Raw genomic sequence first — 14,243 nt, 5'->3', positions numbered from 1 at the left:
CCCCTAACCTCGAATCCTCTTAAGCTCTTTCGTCAGAGCCTCCCCCTGGGTCAATCTGGCAAGCAGGTCGAGTAGATCACCTTTCAGCCCAGCGGGAATTCTTATTACGCAGATCCAGCTACCGTCCTTCTGCCATTCTTCCTGAATGATGTTACCAAAGGAGTACAAAGCTGAAATGGATTTCCCGGCATATTCTGGCGGTATCTTTATCGCTATCTCTACCTCTTCAACTCTTATCGGAAGTATCGGTTTCAGAGCTTTTATTATGTCCTTTATCTGAGCCTCTATCTTCTTAAATATGTCTATGTGGACTCTTGCCTCCTCTAAAGCCCTCTCAATCCTCGAAGGTGGATGGGGTGTGCCAGTTCTTGGATCAACGGTGTTTTTGGAGATATAGTCTATTATCTGCTTCCTCTTTTGCTCCAGCATCTCTTTTCTCTGCTCGGCGGTAATCTGAACTTCCCCTTCTCTGATTATCTCTTTTATAATTTCCTGGATATTCGATGTGCCGAATACTTTCTTCAGTTCTTCGATAGAAGCTCTTTCACCCTTCTTTGAGTCCTTGTAAACCTCCTCCACGGCAACCAGATCATCGAAGTTTACTTCCTTGCCCTCTTTCAGGTCTCTGGCAAGATATGGATCAACAAGAGCCTCAAAGTTCTCTCCATGCTTTCTTAACCTCGCAATTACCGCCTTGTCAAGCGAAACCATATTGATTCACTATTTTCACTGTTTTTCGAGCATGGTTCTTATTACCTCGTTCGCTTTATCAACATACGGTTTTAGCTCCTCCTCACTGAACTGCTTGAATTTCTTGTCAGCTACGCTGATGATTCCCGTATCGATTCCATCAGTCGTAACCTCTGATTCTATTGCCTTGCCCATTGCGACTATTCCCATGATTATTGCTTCTTCGAGCGTCAGATCATCTCTGTACTCTTTTTCAAAGTACTCAACAACAGCATTTCTTCCAGCACCTATTGCCGTGGCTTTGTATTCCAACAAAGCCCCGCTCGGATCGGTTTCGTATAGTCTGGGCTTTTCATCAACTCCAGCAATTAGTAGAGAAACGCCGAATGGTCTTACTCCCCCATACTGCGTGTACTGCTGCTTGAAATCGCATATCTTTCTTGTGAGATCCTTAATGCTTATCGGCTCATCATATGTGAGCCTGCTTATCTGTGCCTCAATTCTTGCTCTATCAATAAGAACTCTCGCATCTGCAACAAGTCCGGAGGTTGCGATGCAGATATGTTCATCAATTTTGTAAACTTTCTCTATCGTATCTGCTTCGAGAAGCTTGCTTGCAACCCTCCTGTCTGCCAGAATGATAACTCCTTCTTTGGTTTTTATACCAATTGCTGTAGCACCTCTTTTAACAGCCTCTCTCGCATATTCAACCTGAAACAGCCTCCCATCCGGGCTGAATATGGTGATTGCTCTATCATAACCCATCTGTGGCATTTGCACTCTCAACACCTCCTTTCAGGTATTTCATCTTACACCTCTTTATCGTACCGCTAACTCCCAGCGTGATCGGAAGAACCTTCACACCATCTATTTCGGATATTAAACTGAAGGCGATCATGACCTTATCCAGCGACTCATTGCTGCATCTGATTATACCATATTCGTTTTCCATGTATTCGATCCATACACTCGAATTTGTCAATCCGACCTCTCCGAACAGGGAGATCAGGTTCTCCATCAGTTTGTGGGCAACTTTCTTTATGTTCTCACTTTGATCTGATGTTCTATCCGATGTTCTAAGTCCAATAATCCTGAAGGCAATATATCTTTTTCTGTGTCTCAAAGATGGCGGGAGCCTTTTCAATTTACCACATCCTGTTTGTCGTCAACCTATCGATTGATATTTGTTAGTAACAATTTTAAACGCACACTCCTTATTAAAGCCTGATGCACATAAAGATGTTGACATTCGATGTCGATGGAACGATAGTGGACGCGGGTTTCATGGACAAGTTCTGGAATGAGGTTGTGCCTAGGCTCTATGCTGAGAGGCATGGGCTTAGCTATGATGAAGCCTTAGGTATTGTCAAAAGGGAGTACGATGCTGTTGGAGATAAAGATTTGAGATGGTATCTCCCAGATTACTGGTTTAAAAAGTTCGATCTTGGCGTGGACTGGAAGGATGTTTTGAAAAGCTTCTCCAATGAATTGAGGTTTTATCCGGATGCGATGGAGGTTTTGAATCTCCTGAGCAAAAAATACAGGATTGTTGCAATTACGAATGCTGTTAGAGAGATACTTGAATTCGAAATTGATCGAATATCTCACCTTTTCTGGAAAAAGTTTTCATGTCCAAGCGATTTTGGGGATATCAGAAGAAAACCCGAGATATTTGAGAGAGTCTGCGAGGTGTGTGGGGTAAAGCCAGAAGAGGTAGTTCATGTTGGGGATCATCCTTTCTTTGACTACGAGGTTCCCAAAAGGGCAGGAATCATGGCATTTCTGATAGACAGGTATGGTAACAATGGTGGGATAGGAGATATGCGGCATCTGCTGAATCTCATAAAGCTGTAGTTAATTATACTCCTTCAGATAGATATTTTCCGGCAATTATCAGTTGATCTTCGCTGCCCATAAGATACAGGTTATCCCCGAATTTGAGGGATAAATCTGCATCGGGGATTAATATATCCCCTTTCCGCTCAACGGCAACTATTGTAGCCCCTGTTTTTCGCCTCAAATCGAGATCTTTTATTTTTTTTCCATCAAGGTTTTTATTGGATAGCTGAACCTTCTCTAACAGGAATCTCTTTCCAACTTTGCTTATTATCTCGAGAAAATCTGCTGCCGATTGCCGGCTCAGAATGACCATTGCCTTCTTGGCAGTGTCAGAGTAGGGGGACAGCACGTAATCCGCTCCAGCCCTCTTCGTGTTCTTAACTCCAGAGGGTGTTCTCGCTACAGCCATCGTGTAGATGTTAGGATTCATCTCCTTTGCACTCATGATTGCGAAGGCGTTTGATGAATCGTTCATGCAGGCTATTAACGCTTTAGCATGCTTGATCCTTGCTCTCTCGAGAACGTCCTCTTCAACGCTGTCACCCTGAATGGCTATGTATCCATTCTCTCTTGCAAGTGAAACTTTCTCCATGTTTTCGTCGATGATAACGATTTTATCTTTGTTCGTAACTTTAACAAGTTCTTGAGCTATTTCCCTTCCCATTACACCATATCCACAAATGATATAGTGATCGGAAATTTTTTCAAGCAACTTCCTCCACCTCTCCAACCTTCTTTGGACTATTGTTGGGATTATCAGGTTGATAGAATAAAAAAATACTCCTATTCCAAAAAACATGAGAAATATGGCGAGAAACCTTCCATTGTAGGATAAATCGTAAACCTCCTTGTAGCCAGTAGTGGTTATAGTTATGACTGTCATATAAAATGAGTCAAATAGACTCCAGCCCTCTATCACGGTAAACCCGATGGTCCCAATGGCTATTGTTATAAGAAGCAGGATTATCGTTATCGCTATTGCCCTCTCGAGTTCTCGCATTCAGAATTAATTTGCCACATCAGTTTTTAAATTTTCGTTTTGGAATGATTGATGAATCTGGAAGTTTATTGGGAAGATATGAGGTTTGGTGTGGGTATTAAGAACAAGTACATGAGTCGATTAAGACGGATAAATCTTTTTAACCACCATATAATCCAGCTTTATTGAACTGCCTGCAAACAGACACTCAAACCGAAATACAGAGACCTGTAAGTAAAAAGTTATGATCTAAAAATTAAAATTAAAAACTAAAAGGCAATCAAAAGCTGAAGCCCGTAAACGAAAGCTCCGATTATGACGATTGCCATTGCAATGTTCACTGCCTTCCTATTCTCTCTTCCGAACTCAGTATCCAGAATTATTGCCCTGATTCCATTGTATGCGTGGAAGGATACTGTTAGCAAAAGCAATGCATAGAATGCCTTGTATCCTCCACTACTCAGCCTCTCCACAACCTTCTCAAAATCCAAGGCATCATGAGAGATCATGTGTGTCTCTATGAAATGGAATGTGACCAGGATGACAAGCAGTATTCCTGTTATTAGCTGCAGAAGCCATCCGAGCGGTTCGAGAACGCTTTTCGTGTGCATGTTATCCATCTGTTTGCTCACAAATCACACCCCCACAACAAGCCTGTACATAACATATGATGCGTAGAGCCACACTATTAAAACGAGAATGTATGTCAGATAGAGCAAAGACTTTCTGAGCTCATAGCCCAGAGCGAACTCGTGGATTATCAATCTGACTCCGTTAATTCCGTGGTATACTCCAGCGAGAACAAGCAGTAAATCAAAAGCAAGGAATGTTGGTGTGACGGTGGTTGAGATGAATATATCATAAACTTCCTTTCCCAGCCTTATCGATGTCAGGTAGCCGAGATGCATCAGGAGATATATCGCAAGCACAACTCCGGTCAACCTATGGAATGAGTAGGAAATACTGAACAGGCTTTTTCCTCTTATTTCAAACCATTTTAGCCAGCTCATCAAAATCACCTAAATTACCACTTAAACAACTTCTTGATGGAGTATATTGCGGTCTGAAACCTCAGCTTCTGAACAGCCTTGGCCGGGTTGATGTTCTTCGGGCATACCTCGCTGCACTCTGCGTTGAAGTGACACCTCCACACCCCACAATCAGAGCAGACGATATCCATTCTGATATCCTTTCCCTCATCCCTGCTGTCTGTGTTGAACCTATAAGCAGCAGCCATGGCTGCTGGGCCAAGATAGTCTTCTCGTGTAGCTGATGCTGGACATACTGAGTAGCACGCACCGCATTTTATGCAGAGCGAGTAATCGTAGTACTCGTATAACTCCTCTGGTTTCTGGATCAGTTCAACCGGATTCTCGTAATCTTCTTTCTTTCTTATAAGATATGGTTTAACTGCCTCATGCTTCCTGAAGAAGCTGTCGAAGTCTGCCACGAGGTCCTTAATTACCTTGAAGTTGTCAAGCGGCTCGATCGTGATCTTGGATTTTCCGAGGCTGAGAATCTGTGTCTCGCATGCCAGCTTTGGAGTGCCATCTATTTTCATGGCACAGCTTCCGCAGATACCCATTCTGCATGAAGCCCTGAATGCCAAGCTGCCATCATAATTCTCCTTGATGTAATAGAGCCCCTCGAGGACGGTCATACCTTTCTCAGCGGGAACAACATACTCGGCCCACGATGATTTTTCACCATCAAACCTCTTTATCCTGAAGATCACATCCACAACAACCACCTCAGTATTTCCTCTCAACGGGCTCCCACTTGGTTATCGTTACCGGTATGTACTCGAACTTCGGTCCTTCAGGAGTGTAGTATGCGAGGGTATGCTTCAGCCAGTTCTCGTCATCCCTCTTCGGATAGTCAGTTCTGAAGTGTGCCCCCCTCGACTCCTTTCTGTTCAGAGCCCCTATGGCAACGACTTCTGCGAGATCAAGCATGTAACCAACCTCTATCGCGTATGTCAGATCTGTGTTGAAGCTCTTACCTCTATCGCTGACGCCAACGTTCTTGTATCTTTCCTTGAGTTCCTTAATCTTCTTTATTGCATTCATGATTCCCTGCTCATCCCTGAAAATCCAGAGGTTCTCATCCATAGTTTTGTTGAGTTCGGTCTTTATCTGATAGACAGACTCATCTCCTTCTCTGAACAGCGAATAGATTCTCTTCTCCTCTTCCTCCAGAGAATCCACTGATGGATAGTAGCTCTTGCTCAGTGCGTACTCCGCAGCTCTTTCTCCAGCAACTCTACCGAAAACTAGGCATTCGGCAGTAGAGTTTGATCCCAGCCTGTTTGCTCCGTGTATGCTCACACAGCCAGCCTCTCCGGCAGCGTACAGACCCCTCACAGGGGTTTCACAGTACATATTCGTGTGTATTCCGCCCATCGTGTAGTGGGCTACGGGCTTAACAGGTATCGGCTCCTCAACGGGATCTACTCCGGCAAATTTGATGGCAGCATCCCTTATCAGCGGAAGCCTTTCGTTTATTTTTTCCTCTCCAAGATGTGTCAGATCGAGAGCGATATAATCACCATACGGGCTTTTAAGCCCCCTTCCCTCAAGAATCTCGGTCCACATCGATCTGGCAACAACATCTCTTGGTGCGAGTTCCATTCTCTCTGGAGCATACCTCTCCATGAACCTCTCGCCCTTGCTGTTGAGGAGATAACCTCCCTCACCTCTACAGGCTTCGGTCATCAAAATTCCGGATGGTATAAGGCCAGTGGGATGGAACTGGAAGAATTCCATGTCCTTCAGCGGAACTCCTGCCCTGTAGGCAACAGCTAATCCATCCCCTGTTACAGTATGGCTGTATGTTGTGAATCCGAAGAGCCTTCCAGCCCCTCCTGTTGCGATAATCACAGCTTTAGCCTCGAAAAGAACGAGTTCACTGCTCTTTAACTCTATGGCCGTTATGCCTTTGACCTCATTATTTTCAATCACGAGGTTGGTCATGAAGTACTCATCGAACCTCGTTATGTTCGGATAGCTGAGCATTCTCTCGTAGAGAGTGTGAACCTCATGAAAACCTGTCCTGTCAGCAGCGAACACTGTTCTGTTGAATGAGTGCCCACCAAACGGTCTCTGGGCTATCTTTCCATCTTCAGTCCTGCTCCATGGGCACCCCCAGTTGTCGAGCAGGAGGATTTCTCTCGGCATCTCCTTTACAAAAAACTCAACAGCATCCTGGTCGGCTAAAAAGTCAGCACCCTTTACTGTGTCCCATGCGTGAAGGTCGAAGCTATCCCCTTCACGCATAACAGCAGCGGTTCCACCCTCAGCACATACGCTGTGGCATCTTATCGGATATGTTTTGGAGACTATGGCTATTGACAGCTGTTTCGAAACCTCGGCTGCTGCAATTGCAGCCCTCATCCCGGCGAGACCGGCACCAACTATAACGATATCGTTTCTGATCCTCATTTCCACCCCTTCTATGCTTTCTTTACTTTATCTAATCTTTATCACATCTACTTTTTCTACTTTTTATACAAATCTCTAACGATTTCAGCAACCTCGAACGGAGTCCTACCAACCCTAACTCCAGCCTTCTCGAGGGCTTTTATCTTTGATTCTGCAGTACCCTTTCCACCCTCGATTATGGCTCCAGCGTGACCCATTCTTTTTCCCGGCGGGGCTGTAATCCCGGCGATGTATCCAACTACCGGCTTGCTCATCTCACTCGCTATGAACTCGGCGGCATTCTCCTCATCAGCCCCTCCAATCTCACCAACGAGAACGACAATCTCTGTCTGATCATCCTTCTCGAACTTTTTCAGTATGTCTATGAAGTCAGAACCTATGATCCTGTCTCCGCCTATCCCTACAACGGTTGACTGCCCTATCCCGAAGTTCGTCAGGTTGTAGGCGATCTGGTATGTCAGAGTACCGCTCCTTGAAACGATTCCAACGCTACCTTCCTTGAATATCTCGTAGGGCATTATGCCCAGATGTGATTTTCCGGGACTTATGATTCCCGGGCAGTTCGGGCCTATGAGAACAGCGTTCTTCTCTCTAACCTTCCAGTAAAGCTTCAGCTCATCGTGAACGGGAATCCCCTCGGTTATGCATACGACAACTTCTATTCCCGAATCCACCGCCTCGAAAACAGCATCACTCGCGAATGCAGGTGGCACGAAGATAACTGATGCGTTTGCTGAGGTCTCCTCAACAGCCTCCTTCACCGTGTTGAACACTGGTATACCATGAACCTCCATACCTCCCTTGCCGGGAGTAACACCACCCACGATGTTTGTACCATAATCAAGCATCCTTTTCGCATGGAATGAACCCTGATAGCCCGTAATCCCCTGAACAATAGCCTTCGTATTTTCATCAATTATTATCGCCATATCAAACACCTCCTGAAAGTTCTACAGCCTTTTTAGCACCCTCTTCCATTGTGTCTACCATGTAGAGCTTCACATCACTGCTTTTCATGAATTCTGCTATCATTTCCTTGCCTTCCTCCTCGTTGGTTCCTGCAAGCCTCAAAACAACTGGAATATCGATTTTTATCTTGTTGAATGCCTTTATGAGTCCCTCAGCAACGACATCACACCTCGTTATCCCACCGAAAATGTTGATGAATACGACCCTGACACTCGGATCGCTGGTGATGAGGTTTATTGAAGTCTCAACAAGCTCTGCGGAAGCCCCCCCTCCTATATCCAGAAAGTTTGCTGGCTTACCGCCTTCAAGGTATATCAGATCCATTGTTGACATCGACATTCCTGCGCCATTTGCTATAACACCTATATTCCCATCCAGCTTTACATAGTTGATTCCCTTCTCTTCAGCCTCGATTTCAAGCTTTGAGCCCGCAAGCTCTCTCCTCTCAGCCATCTCCTTCTGTCTGTAGAGTGCGTTATCGTCTATGTTCAGCCTCCCATCCGCAGCGAGAATCTCTCCCGATCTGGTCACGACAAGCGGATTGATTTCCGTGAGTTCAGCCTCGTACTTTACAAATATCTCGTATAGCTTTTTGATTATCGATGAGACTTCTTTGAAGTACTCTTTTGGCATTCCGGACTCGTAAAGCAGTTCTCTTATCTGGTAGTCCCTCAGCCCCCATACTGGGCTTACCACCTTCTTGCTGATCTTGTCTGGATGTTTTATCGCTATCTCCTCGATGTCCATTCCACCTACGGAACTCAGGATGATAACGATGCCTTTATTGGCTCTGTCTAGGGTTATCCCGACATACATTTCCCTCTCGATATCGAGCATCTCTTCAACTAGTATCTTTTCAACCCTGAAACCCTTGATGTCCTTTCCAAAAAGCTCTTTTGCCTTCTCAACAGCCTCACTCACATCCTGTGCTTTAAGGATTCCTCCGGCCTTCCCCCTCCCGCCAACAAGAACCTGCGATTTCAAAACAACCTTTCCAAGCTCCTTGGCGATTTCCTCAACCTCATTGACATCTGTGGCAAGCTTTGATTTTGGTATTTTTATACCATGCTTCGAAAAAAACTCCTTAGCCTGATATTCATAAAGTTTCATCAAATCACCTTTTTTTATTATCTATTCGGATAAAAAGCTGAACTTATTTAAAGCTTTTCAAAATTGTCGTGTTTTTTAACAAAATTTAATTATTAATAGTTAAATTAACTTGAATCGATCTCTGGATGCGTGCTAATCAGTAGTTCACAAAGTACCCACAATCTCATCAAAATAATGTTAATACCTCAACATTAGATTTCTTACTTTTAACTTTGTAGCTTGAATAGCTCCAACAGTTCTGACAATGAAGGCAGCAACTTAGAGTACAAGTTACTGAAGAGCAAATCTACTGAGATGTTTAAGCATTATTCACCAGCTATAATGTGCTCGCTTTCCACAACACAAATCCATGACACTAGAAGGCATACGCGCGTATGTAAATGGCTGCTAAATTCATTACTGCGAGTATTCTTTTTTGATAATCTTTCCAACTTGCTTCCCTCTGTGCGTTAGTTCAAAATACTGCCCGTGCCTTCTAATTTCTTTTGACTTTGCTCGTATTTTAATATGGGGCTTTATACTAGATGTGGGAACTCGTTTTGGTACTTTCTTTCCAGCAATCTTTTTAATAAGCCCTTTCTCACAGAGTTTTAAGCAATCCTTTTCTAGGATTTGCAAATCCACATGTGTTTTCACTCCTAAAAGTCTTCTGCTCATCAGTTTAGGAGTATCTGGTCCAAATGTTAGAAAATGTAAAATGACCTTCTTTTGTAGCTCACTTAGATTTATTATTTCTTCCTCAACAGTCATAATTATCTGTTTTATAGCTATTTTATTCTAAATACCTTGCGGGTGTTGAGAGATGCAAGTTTTTCAATAATTGATTTTTCTATTCCTTTTATTTCGAGGTACTTAACAGTTTTTGGCACTGCCAGCGGATCTGTATCTGTTAGAGTTGCGCAATCACTGTTCAAAACACCACCACAATACTTGTCAATGTTCTCGACGATTTTTGCCGGATCTAGCAATGGCGGCTTAACCGACAGGCCAGGCACAGCATTACTGTCATTTACATAGTCTATTGTATCGCTACTGGTGTGGTCAATTACAAGCTTTCCAAAGTCCATTTCAATGCTTTTTGCAATTGAAATTACTTTTTCAACAGCTTTTATTCTCTCCACCATGGGAATATGAACTATTACTGGAACATCGTATTCTCTGGCTATCTTAAGTTGCTCTGATAAAACCTCCTCTTCTGTTTTACTCATACTGTCCAAACCTACCTCTCCTATACCCACGGCTTTACTTGATTCTATGTAATTCTCTATTACTGGAAGTAGTTTTTTCCATTCGGGAGGGGTGCATCTCGGGTGTATTCCCACGAAAATGTGTGCATTTATTCCAAACTCTTCAAGCCTCTTACAGTGAATTGAATAGAGCTCCTCAAAGTGGTCTATTAGCGTTTCAATGTGTTTTGCCAACGGGACAAAGCTGCATAGAACCACATCTACTATCTTTGCTAAACCCATGAGCTCCAGGTCTTTCTTTGGAAGCATGTATGCATGGGTGTGGGAATCCACAAGATTGTCCATAACACTCATTATGCGTCGGAAATAAGTCTCTTTTGGTTAAATGGCTATAATTGTAAAACTATTGATCTGTTTTCTCCAAAAACTCCAAACGACAAAAATCAAATAAAAGCTCAACAGTTGGTTTCTATGAGCGGCTAGAACATCTAAAACAGCTTCTCTAACATTAACTTCTTCAGGTATTCTGGTGCAGTGCATGTTCTGGCAGAACGATTTCTTCAGCAAGCCCAATGTCAGTAGTAATTCCTAAAACTTCGAGCTTTTCACGCAATCTCTCTGAAAGGCAGTATTCACATTTACCCACATAGAAGCATAAGCTCGGCTACAACAACCTCATAGATATCATATCTGTTCCCGCTCAGCATACAGTACCTTTAACAGTAACTTCATTAGAGATTGGTTTCCTTATATTTCTCTCTTCGAATTCTGTCTTTTCTGGATCCTTTAGAACCACAAACTTTCATAAAAAATTAACTAAAACCTAAACTGCATAAATTATTCGCAGTCACTTATAAGAATATTTAAATACGGCAGAAAAGATATGATTAACATGAGCAAGCTAAAGGTAGTATTTCATTTGGATTTTGATGACACACCGACATTTGAGCTTTCCTTGGCAAACATAACAAACTTCCTCAATGATGTTGGGGCTGAGACTGTAGATATTGCACTCCTTGCTAACGGGTTTGCTGTAAAGCTTTTTGTTAAAGCATCGGCAATGAAGTTCAGGGAGAAGCTTGAAGAATTACATAAACAGGGTGTGAAATTTTATGTATGCAACAATGCTTTAAATGTTCACAACATCAGCAAGGAAGATATTTTCGAGTTATGTGAGGTTGTGCCAGCCGGAATAACAAAGCTCGTAGAGCTTCAGAGAGAAGGTTATGCTTATATCAAACCTTGATGTGTTTTTTTAAAGTTTTAAAAATTTAACATGCTTTAGTGGGCTGTCTGACAATTCAAATTTGCGTGAAAAAGGAAGGAACTCAGGCCTGCAATTTAAAAATAAACGGGATGAATTATTATTCTTAGTAATTGTCGGACAGCCACGTAAGCGTGGGGTAGTTCACCCGTGTTTACCCAAAAATTATAAAGGACAAAATTGTTATTATCATGATGCCACCTATGGAACTCGGTGGAAAATTCAAAGAGATTTTTGAGGTAATTCCTGATCCTGTGTATATCTTGGATTTAAACGGGAATATTCTTGAGGTAAACAGTGCTGCAGAGAAAACAACGGGATACAGTGAGGAGGAGTTGTTAGAAATGAATGTTAGGCAATTGCTTTCAGATTACGATCCCAAAAAAGTTGATGAGAGACTCAAACAGGTTATGGAGGATGGATATGCTGTAGTCGAATTAAAAAGAGAGAGGAAAGATGGTACCTGTTACTATGCTGAAGTTCATGCAAGATTGATCGATTATGAGAGTAAAAAGGCAATATTCTGTGTTGAGAGAGACATAACGAAGAGGAAGGAGCTTGAGGATAGGCTAAAGCTTTACAGGGAGATCTTTACCAATTCAAATGATGGTATTGCAATCATCGATGCTGATGGTAACTATGTAGAGCAGAATCAGGCACATAGAGAACTGTTGGGGTATTCTGATGATGAGCTGAAAGGGAAAACTCCGGCAATCCACATGGGTGAGGAACAGTTCTCAAAAATCTATGAGGAGATTTCTAAAAAAGGGTGGTATCGTGGTGAAATAAAATGCTACAGAAAGGATGGATCCCCCATCTATGTTGAACTCTCAGCTTTCGCGTTGAAAGATGATAAGGGCGATGTTATTTGTTATGTCGGGATTAAAAGGGATATAACGCAAAGAAAGAAGCTGGAAGAGGAGCTGAGAAAAAATGAGGAGAAATATCGCCTGATTGTTGAAAACTCGAGGGATATCATAGTGACTGTTGATGAGAATGGAATAAGAACATATGTAAGTCCGTCTGTTGAAAGTGTGCTGGGTTACAAGCCGGAGGATCTGGTAGGGAAGCCGGTTTTTGAGCAAGTTCATCCCGATGATCTCGATGCTGTTAGAGCCGAATTTTTCAGGGCTGTGGAAACAAAAAGACCGGGTAAGATAGTTCACAGGTACAGGAGGAAGGATGGAAAATGGATATGGCTTGAGTCAAAAGGTTCACCAATGTTTATCAATGACAGCTTTGTTGGGGGCGTGATAATTGCAAGAGATGTAACGGAAAGAATTGAACTTGAAATGAAACTCAGGGAGAGTGAGGCTAAATACAGAGAAACTGCTGAGCTGTTGCAGAGGATGATAGATGTTGCACCGGCAGCAATTATTGGCTGGGATTTGAATTTTAGGGTTAATCTGTGGAATAAAACAGCAGAAAAAATGTTTGAATGGAAGGCTGAGGAAGTGATGGGAAGGGACTTGATTGAGTTGATGATATCTGAAAGTGAGAGGGAAAGGGTCAGAGAAGTCATCGAAGAAGTCATGAAAACAGGAGAATCGAAGATAAATGTGAACGAAAATATCGCAAAAAATGGCAGGAAATTGATGGTTGAGTGGTACAATTTTGCTATAAAGGATGCTGAAGGCAAGACAGTCGGAGCAGCATCTATTGGTGTTGATCTGACAGAGAGAATTGAAATGGAGAGAAAGATTAGGGAATCTGAGGAGAAATTCAGGAAGATTTTTGAAAACTCGCCGTATAGTATTGCAATATTGGACAAAGATGGTGTGTTCGTTGAAGCAAACCCAGCAACAATTAAAAGTATTGGTAAAGACCCGGTGGGTAAAAGTCTTTTTGAACTCTTTCCTAAGGAAGTTGCAGAAAGGAGGATGGAGCTGTTAACCAAGGTGTTAGATGAGGATAGGCTAGTAACAACAGAAGATGTGAGGGATGGTAGATATTTCTCGGTTAGTTTAGTTCCAGTTGATCTTCCAGATGGAAAATATTGCCTGATTTTGGCGAAAGAAATTACTGATCTGGTGAGGCTGAATAGATTGCTCAATGCAATATACAACATCAATAAACTCATTGTCCACGAGAAAGACAAACAGAAACTGCTTGAGAGGGCAAGTGAAGAGCTGGCTTCACTGGAGGATTACTCCATTGCAACGCTCTGTCTGGTAAAGGATGGAGCGATCATACCGGTGGCAGTTTCTGTGGGTGGTGATGAGATACTGGATAACCTGTTGAGAAAACACAGAGAGTGCGAAATAATAAAGAAAGCTATTGAAAGTAAATCAATTACCATCAGGGATGGAGGGATATGTGTTGGATGTGGACTAACTGGGATCAAAAGCGTAATATCGATACCGATGGTTGTTGATGGTGAGGTTAAGGGCGTAATCACACTTTATTTAACAACCAGTAGGGAGATAAGTGATGATGAACTGGAGTTGCTCGGAACAATGGCTGAAGACTTGGCTTTTGCGATAAAGGCAATTGAATTGGATGAAATGAAAAGAAAGGCATATCGGCAAATAGAACAGAACATAGAACAATTTGCAATACTGGTTGATCACATAAGGAACCCGTTAGCAGCTATAATCTTGTTAGCAGAACTTGAAATAAAGGACAGAAAACTATCTGAGTTGATAATCCAGCAGGCTGAGAGGATAGAAGACATCATCAAAAGACTTGACAAGGGCTGGCTGGAGTCGGAAAAGGTCAGGGAATTTTTGAGGAAATATGGCTGAATTGTGGTGGCTGAATTGGAA

The 14,243-nt window shown here is 42.7% G+C and carries 15 protein-coding genes; 3 read left to right on the top strand and 12 right to left on the bottom strand.

Translation table 11 applies throughout. From position 1 onward, the window contains the following. Positions 1–3: 3 nt before the first annotated feature. From ASULF_RS10870 to ASULF_RS10860, 3 genes are read right to left on the bottom strand one after another with little or no spacing between them, the layout of a single operon-like run. The gene (locus ASULF_RS10870) at positions 4–711 is read right to left on the bottom strand and encodes a ribosome assembly factor SBDS (protein ID WP_015591775.1); all 708 of its coding nucleotides are present in this window, start codon (positions 709–711) and stop codon (positions 4–6) included. 15 nt (positions 712–726) lie between these two features. Beyond that, entirely contained in the window at positions 727–1,470 is a 744-nt protein-coding gene (psmA, locus tag ASULF_RS10865) for an archaeal proteasome endopeptidase complex subunit alpha (protein WP_015591774.1), read from the bottom strand. Next, complete coding sequence (locus ASULF_RS10860) at positions 1,445–1,834, bottom strand: Rpp14/Pop5 family protein (protein WP_015591773.1); 390 nt, start codon at positions 1,832–1,834, stop codon at positions 1,445–1,447. The genes psmA and ASULF_RS10860 overlap by 26 nt, the downstream gene beginning before the upstream one ends. An 83-nt stretch (positions 1,835–1,917) precedes the next feature. Between ASULF_RS10860 and ASULF_RS10855 the strand changes: the two genes are divergently transcribed. Continuing rightward, positions 1,918–2,544, top strand: coding sequence for an HAD family hydrolase (locus ASULF_RS10855; protein ID WP_015591772.1), 627 nt, complete (start codon positions 1,918–1,920; stop codon positions 2,542–2,544). A gap of 4 nt (positions 2,545–2,548) precedes the next feature. On the opposite strand, the gene ASULF_RS10850 is transcribed toward ASULF_RS10855, so the two are convergent. From ASULF_RS10850 to ASULF_RS10810, 9 genes are all read right to left on the bottom strand, one after another. Further along, complete coding sequence (locus ASULF_RS10850) at positions 2,549–3,529, bottom strand: potassium channel family protein (protein ID WP_015591771.1); 981 nt, start codon at positions 3,527–3,529, stop codon at positions 2,549–2,551. 248 nt (positions 3,530–3,777) lie between these two features. Beyond that, positions 3,778–4,140 carry a succinate dehydrogenase subunit D gene (locus tag ASULF_RS10845; protein ID WP_015591770.1) on the bottom strand — a complete coding sequence of 121 codons (363 nt, stop codon included), beginning with the start codon at positions 4,138–4,140 and terminating at the stop codon, positions 3,778–3,780. Between the two features lie 3 nt (positions 4,141–4,143). Continuing rightward, entirely contained in the window at positions 4,144–4,518 is a 375-nt protein-coding gene (locus ASULF_RS10840; RefSeq protein ID WP_015591769.1) for a succinate dehydrogenase subunit C, read from the bottom strand. 14 nt (positions 4,519–4,532) lie between these two features. Beyond that, a complete protein-coding gene (locus ASULF_RS10835) occupies positions 4,533–5,249 on the bottom strand; it encodes a succinate dehydrogenase/fumarate reductase iron-sulfur subunit (RefSeq protein ID WP_015591768.1) in 717 nt (238 codons plus the stop codon). A 10-nt stretch (positions 5,250–5,259) separates the two neighbouring features. Next, entirely contained in the window at positions 5,260–6,948 is a 1,689-nt protein-coding gene (locus tag ASULF_RS10830; protein WP_015591767.1) for a succinate dehydrogenase/fumarate reductase flavoprotein subunit, read from the bottom strand. A 56-nt stretch (positions 6,949–7,004) separates the two neighbouring features. Beyond that, the gene (sucD, locus tag ASULF_RS10825; RefSeq protein WP_015591766.1) at positions 7,005–7,877 is read right to left on the bottom strand and encodes a succinate--CoA ligase subunit alpha; all 873 of its coding nucleotides are present in this window, start codon (positions 7,875–7,877) and stop codon (positions 7,005–7,007) included. A 1-nt stretch (position 7,878) separates the two neighbouring features. Continuing rightward, complete coding sequence (gene sucC, locus ASULF_RS10820; RefSeq protein ID WP_015591765.1) at positions 7,879–9,027, bottom strand: ADP-forming succinate--CoA ligase subunit beta; 1,149 nt, start codon at positions 9,025–9,027, stop codon at positions 7,879–7,881. A 396-nt stretch (positions 9,028–9,423) separates the two neighbouring features. After that, positions 9,424–9,777: a DUF2250 domain-containing protein gene (locus ASULF_RS10815; RefSeq protein WP_015591764.1), complete on the bottom strand. Its 354-nt coding sequence runs from the start codon at positions 9,775–9,777 to the stop codon at positions 9,424–9,426. Positions 9,778–9,794: 17 nt separating this feature from the next. Continuing rightward, positions 9,795–10,559, bottom strand: a complete 765-nt coding sequence (locus ASULF_RS10810) for a TatD family hydrolase (RefSeq protein WP_048098243.1) — start codon at positions 10,557–10,559, stop codon at positions 9,795–9,797. 547 nt (positions 10,560–11,106) lie between these two features. Between ASULF_RS10810 and ASULF_RS10805 the strand changes: the two genes are divergently transcribed. After that, on the top strand, positions 11,107–11,460 hold the full coding sequence (locus ASULF_RS10805; protein WP_144060552.1) for a DsrE family protein: 354 nt from the start codon (positions 11,107–11,109) through the stop codon (positions 11,458–11,460). 209 nt (positions 11,461–11,669) lie between these two features. After that, positions 11,670–14,222 (top strand): PAS domain S-box protein, encoded by a 2,553-nt coding sequence (locus tag ASULF_RS10800; RefSeq protein ID WP_081623024.1) that lies wholly within the window; start codon positions 11,670–11,672, stop codon positions 14,220–14,222. Positions 14,223–14,243: the final 21 nt, after the last annotated feature.

It is taken from the genome of Archaeoglobus sulfaticallidus PM70-1 (assembly GCF_000385565.1).
Taxonomy (GTDB): Archaea; Halobacteriota; Archaeoglobi; order Archaeoglobales; family Archaeoglobaceae; genus Archaeoglobus_A; species Archaeoglobus_A sulfaticallidus.
Note: the sequence above shows the minus strand (reverse complement) of the source record. Positions and strands in the feature narration are given on the sequence as shown.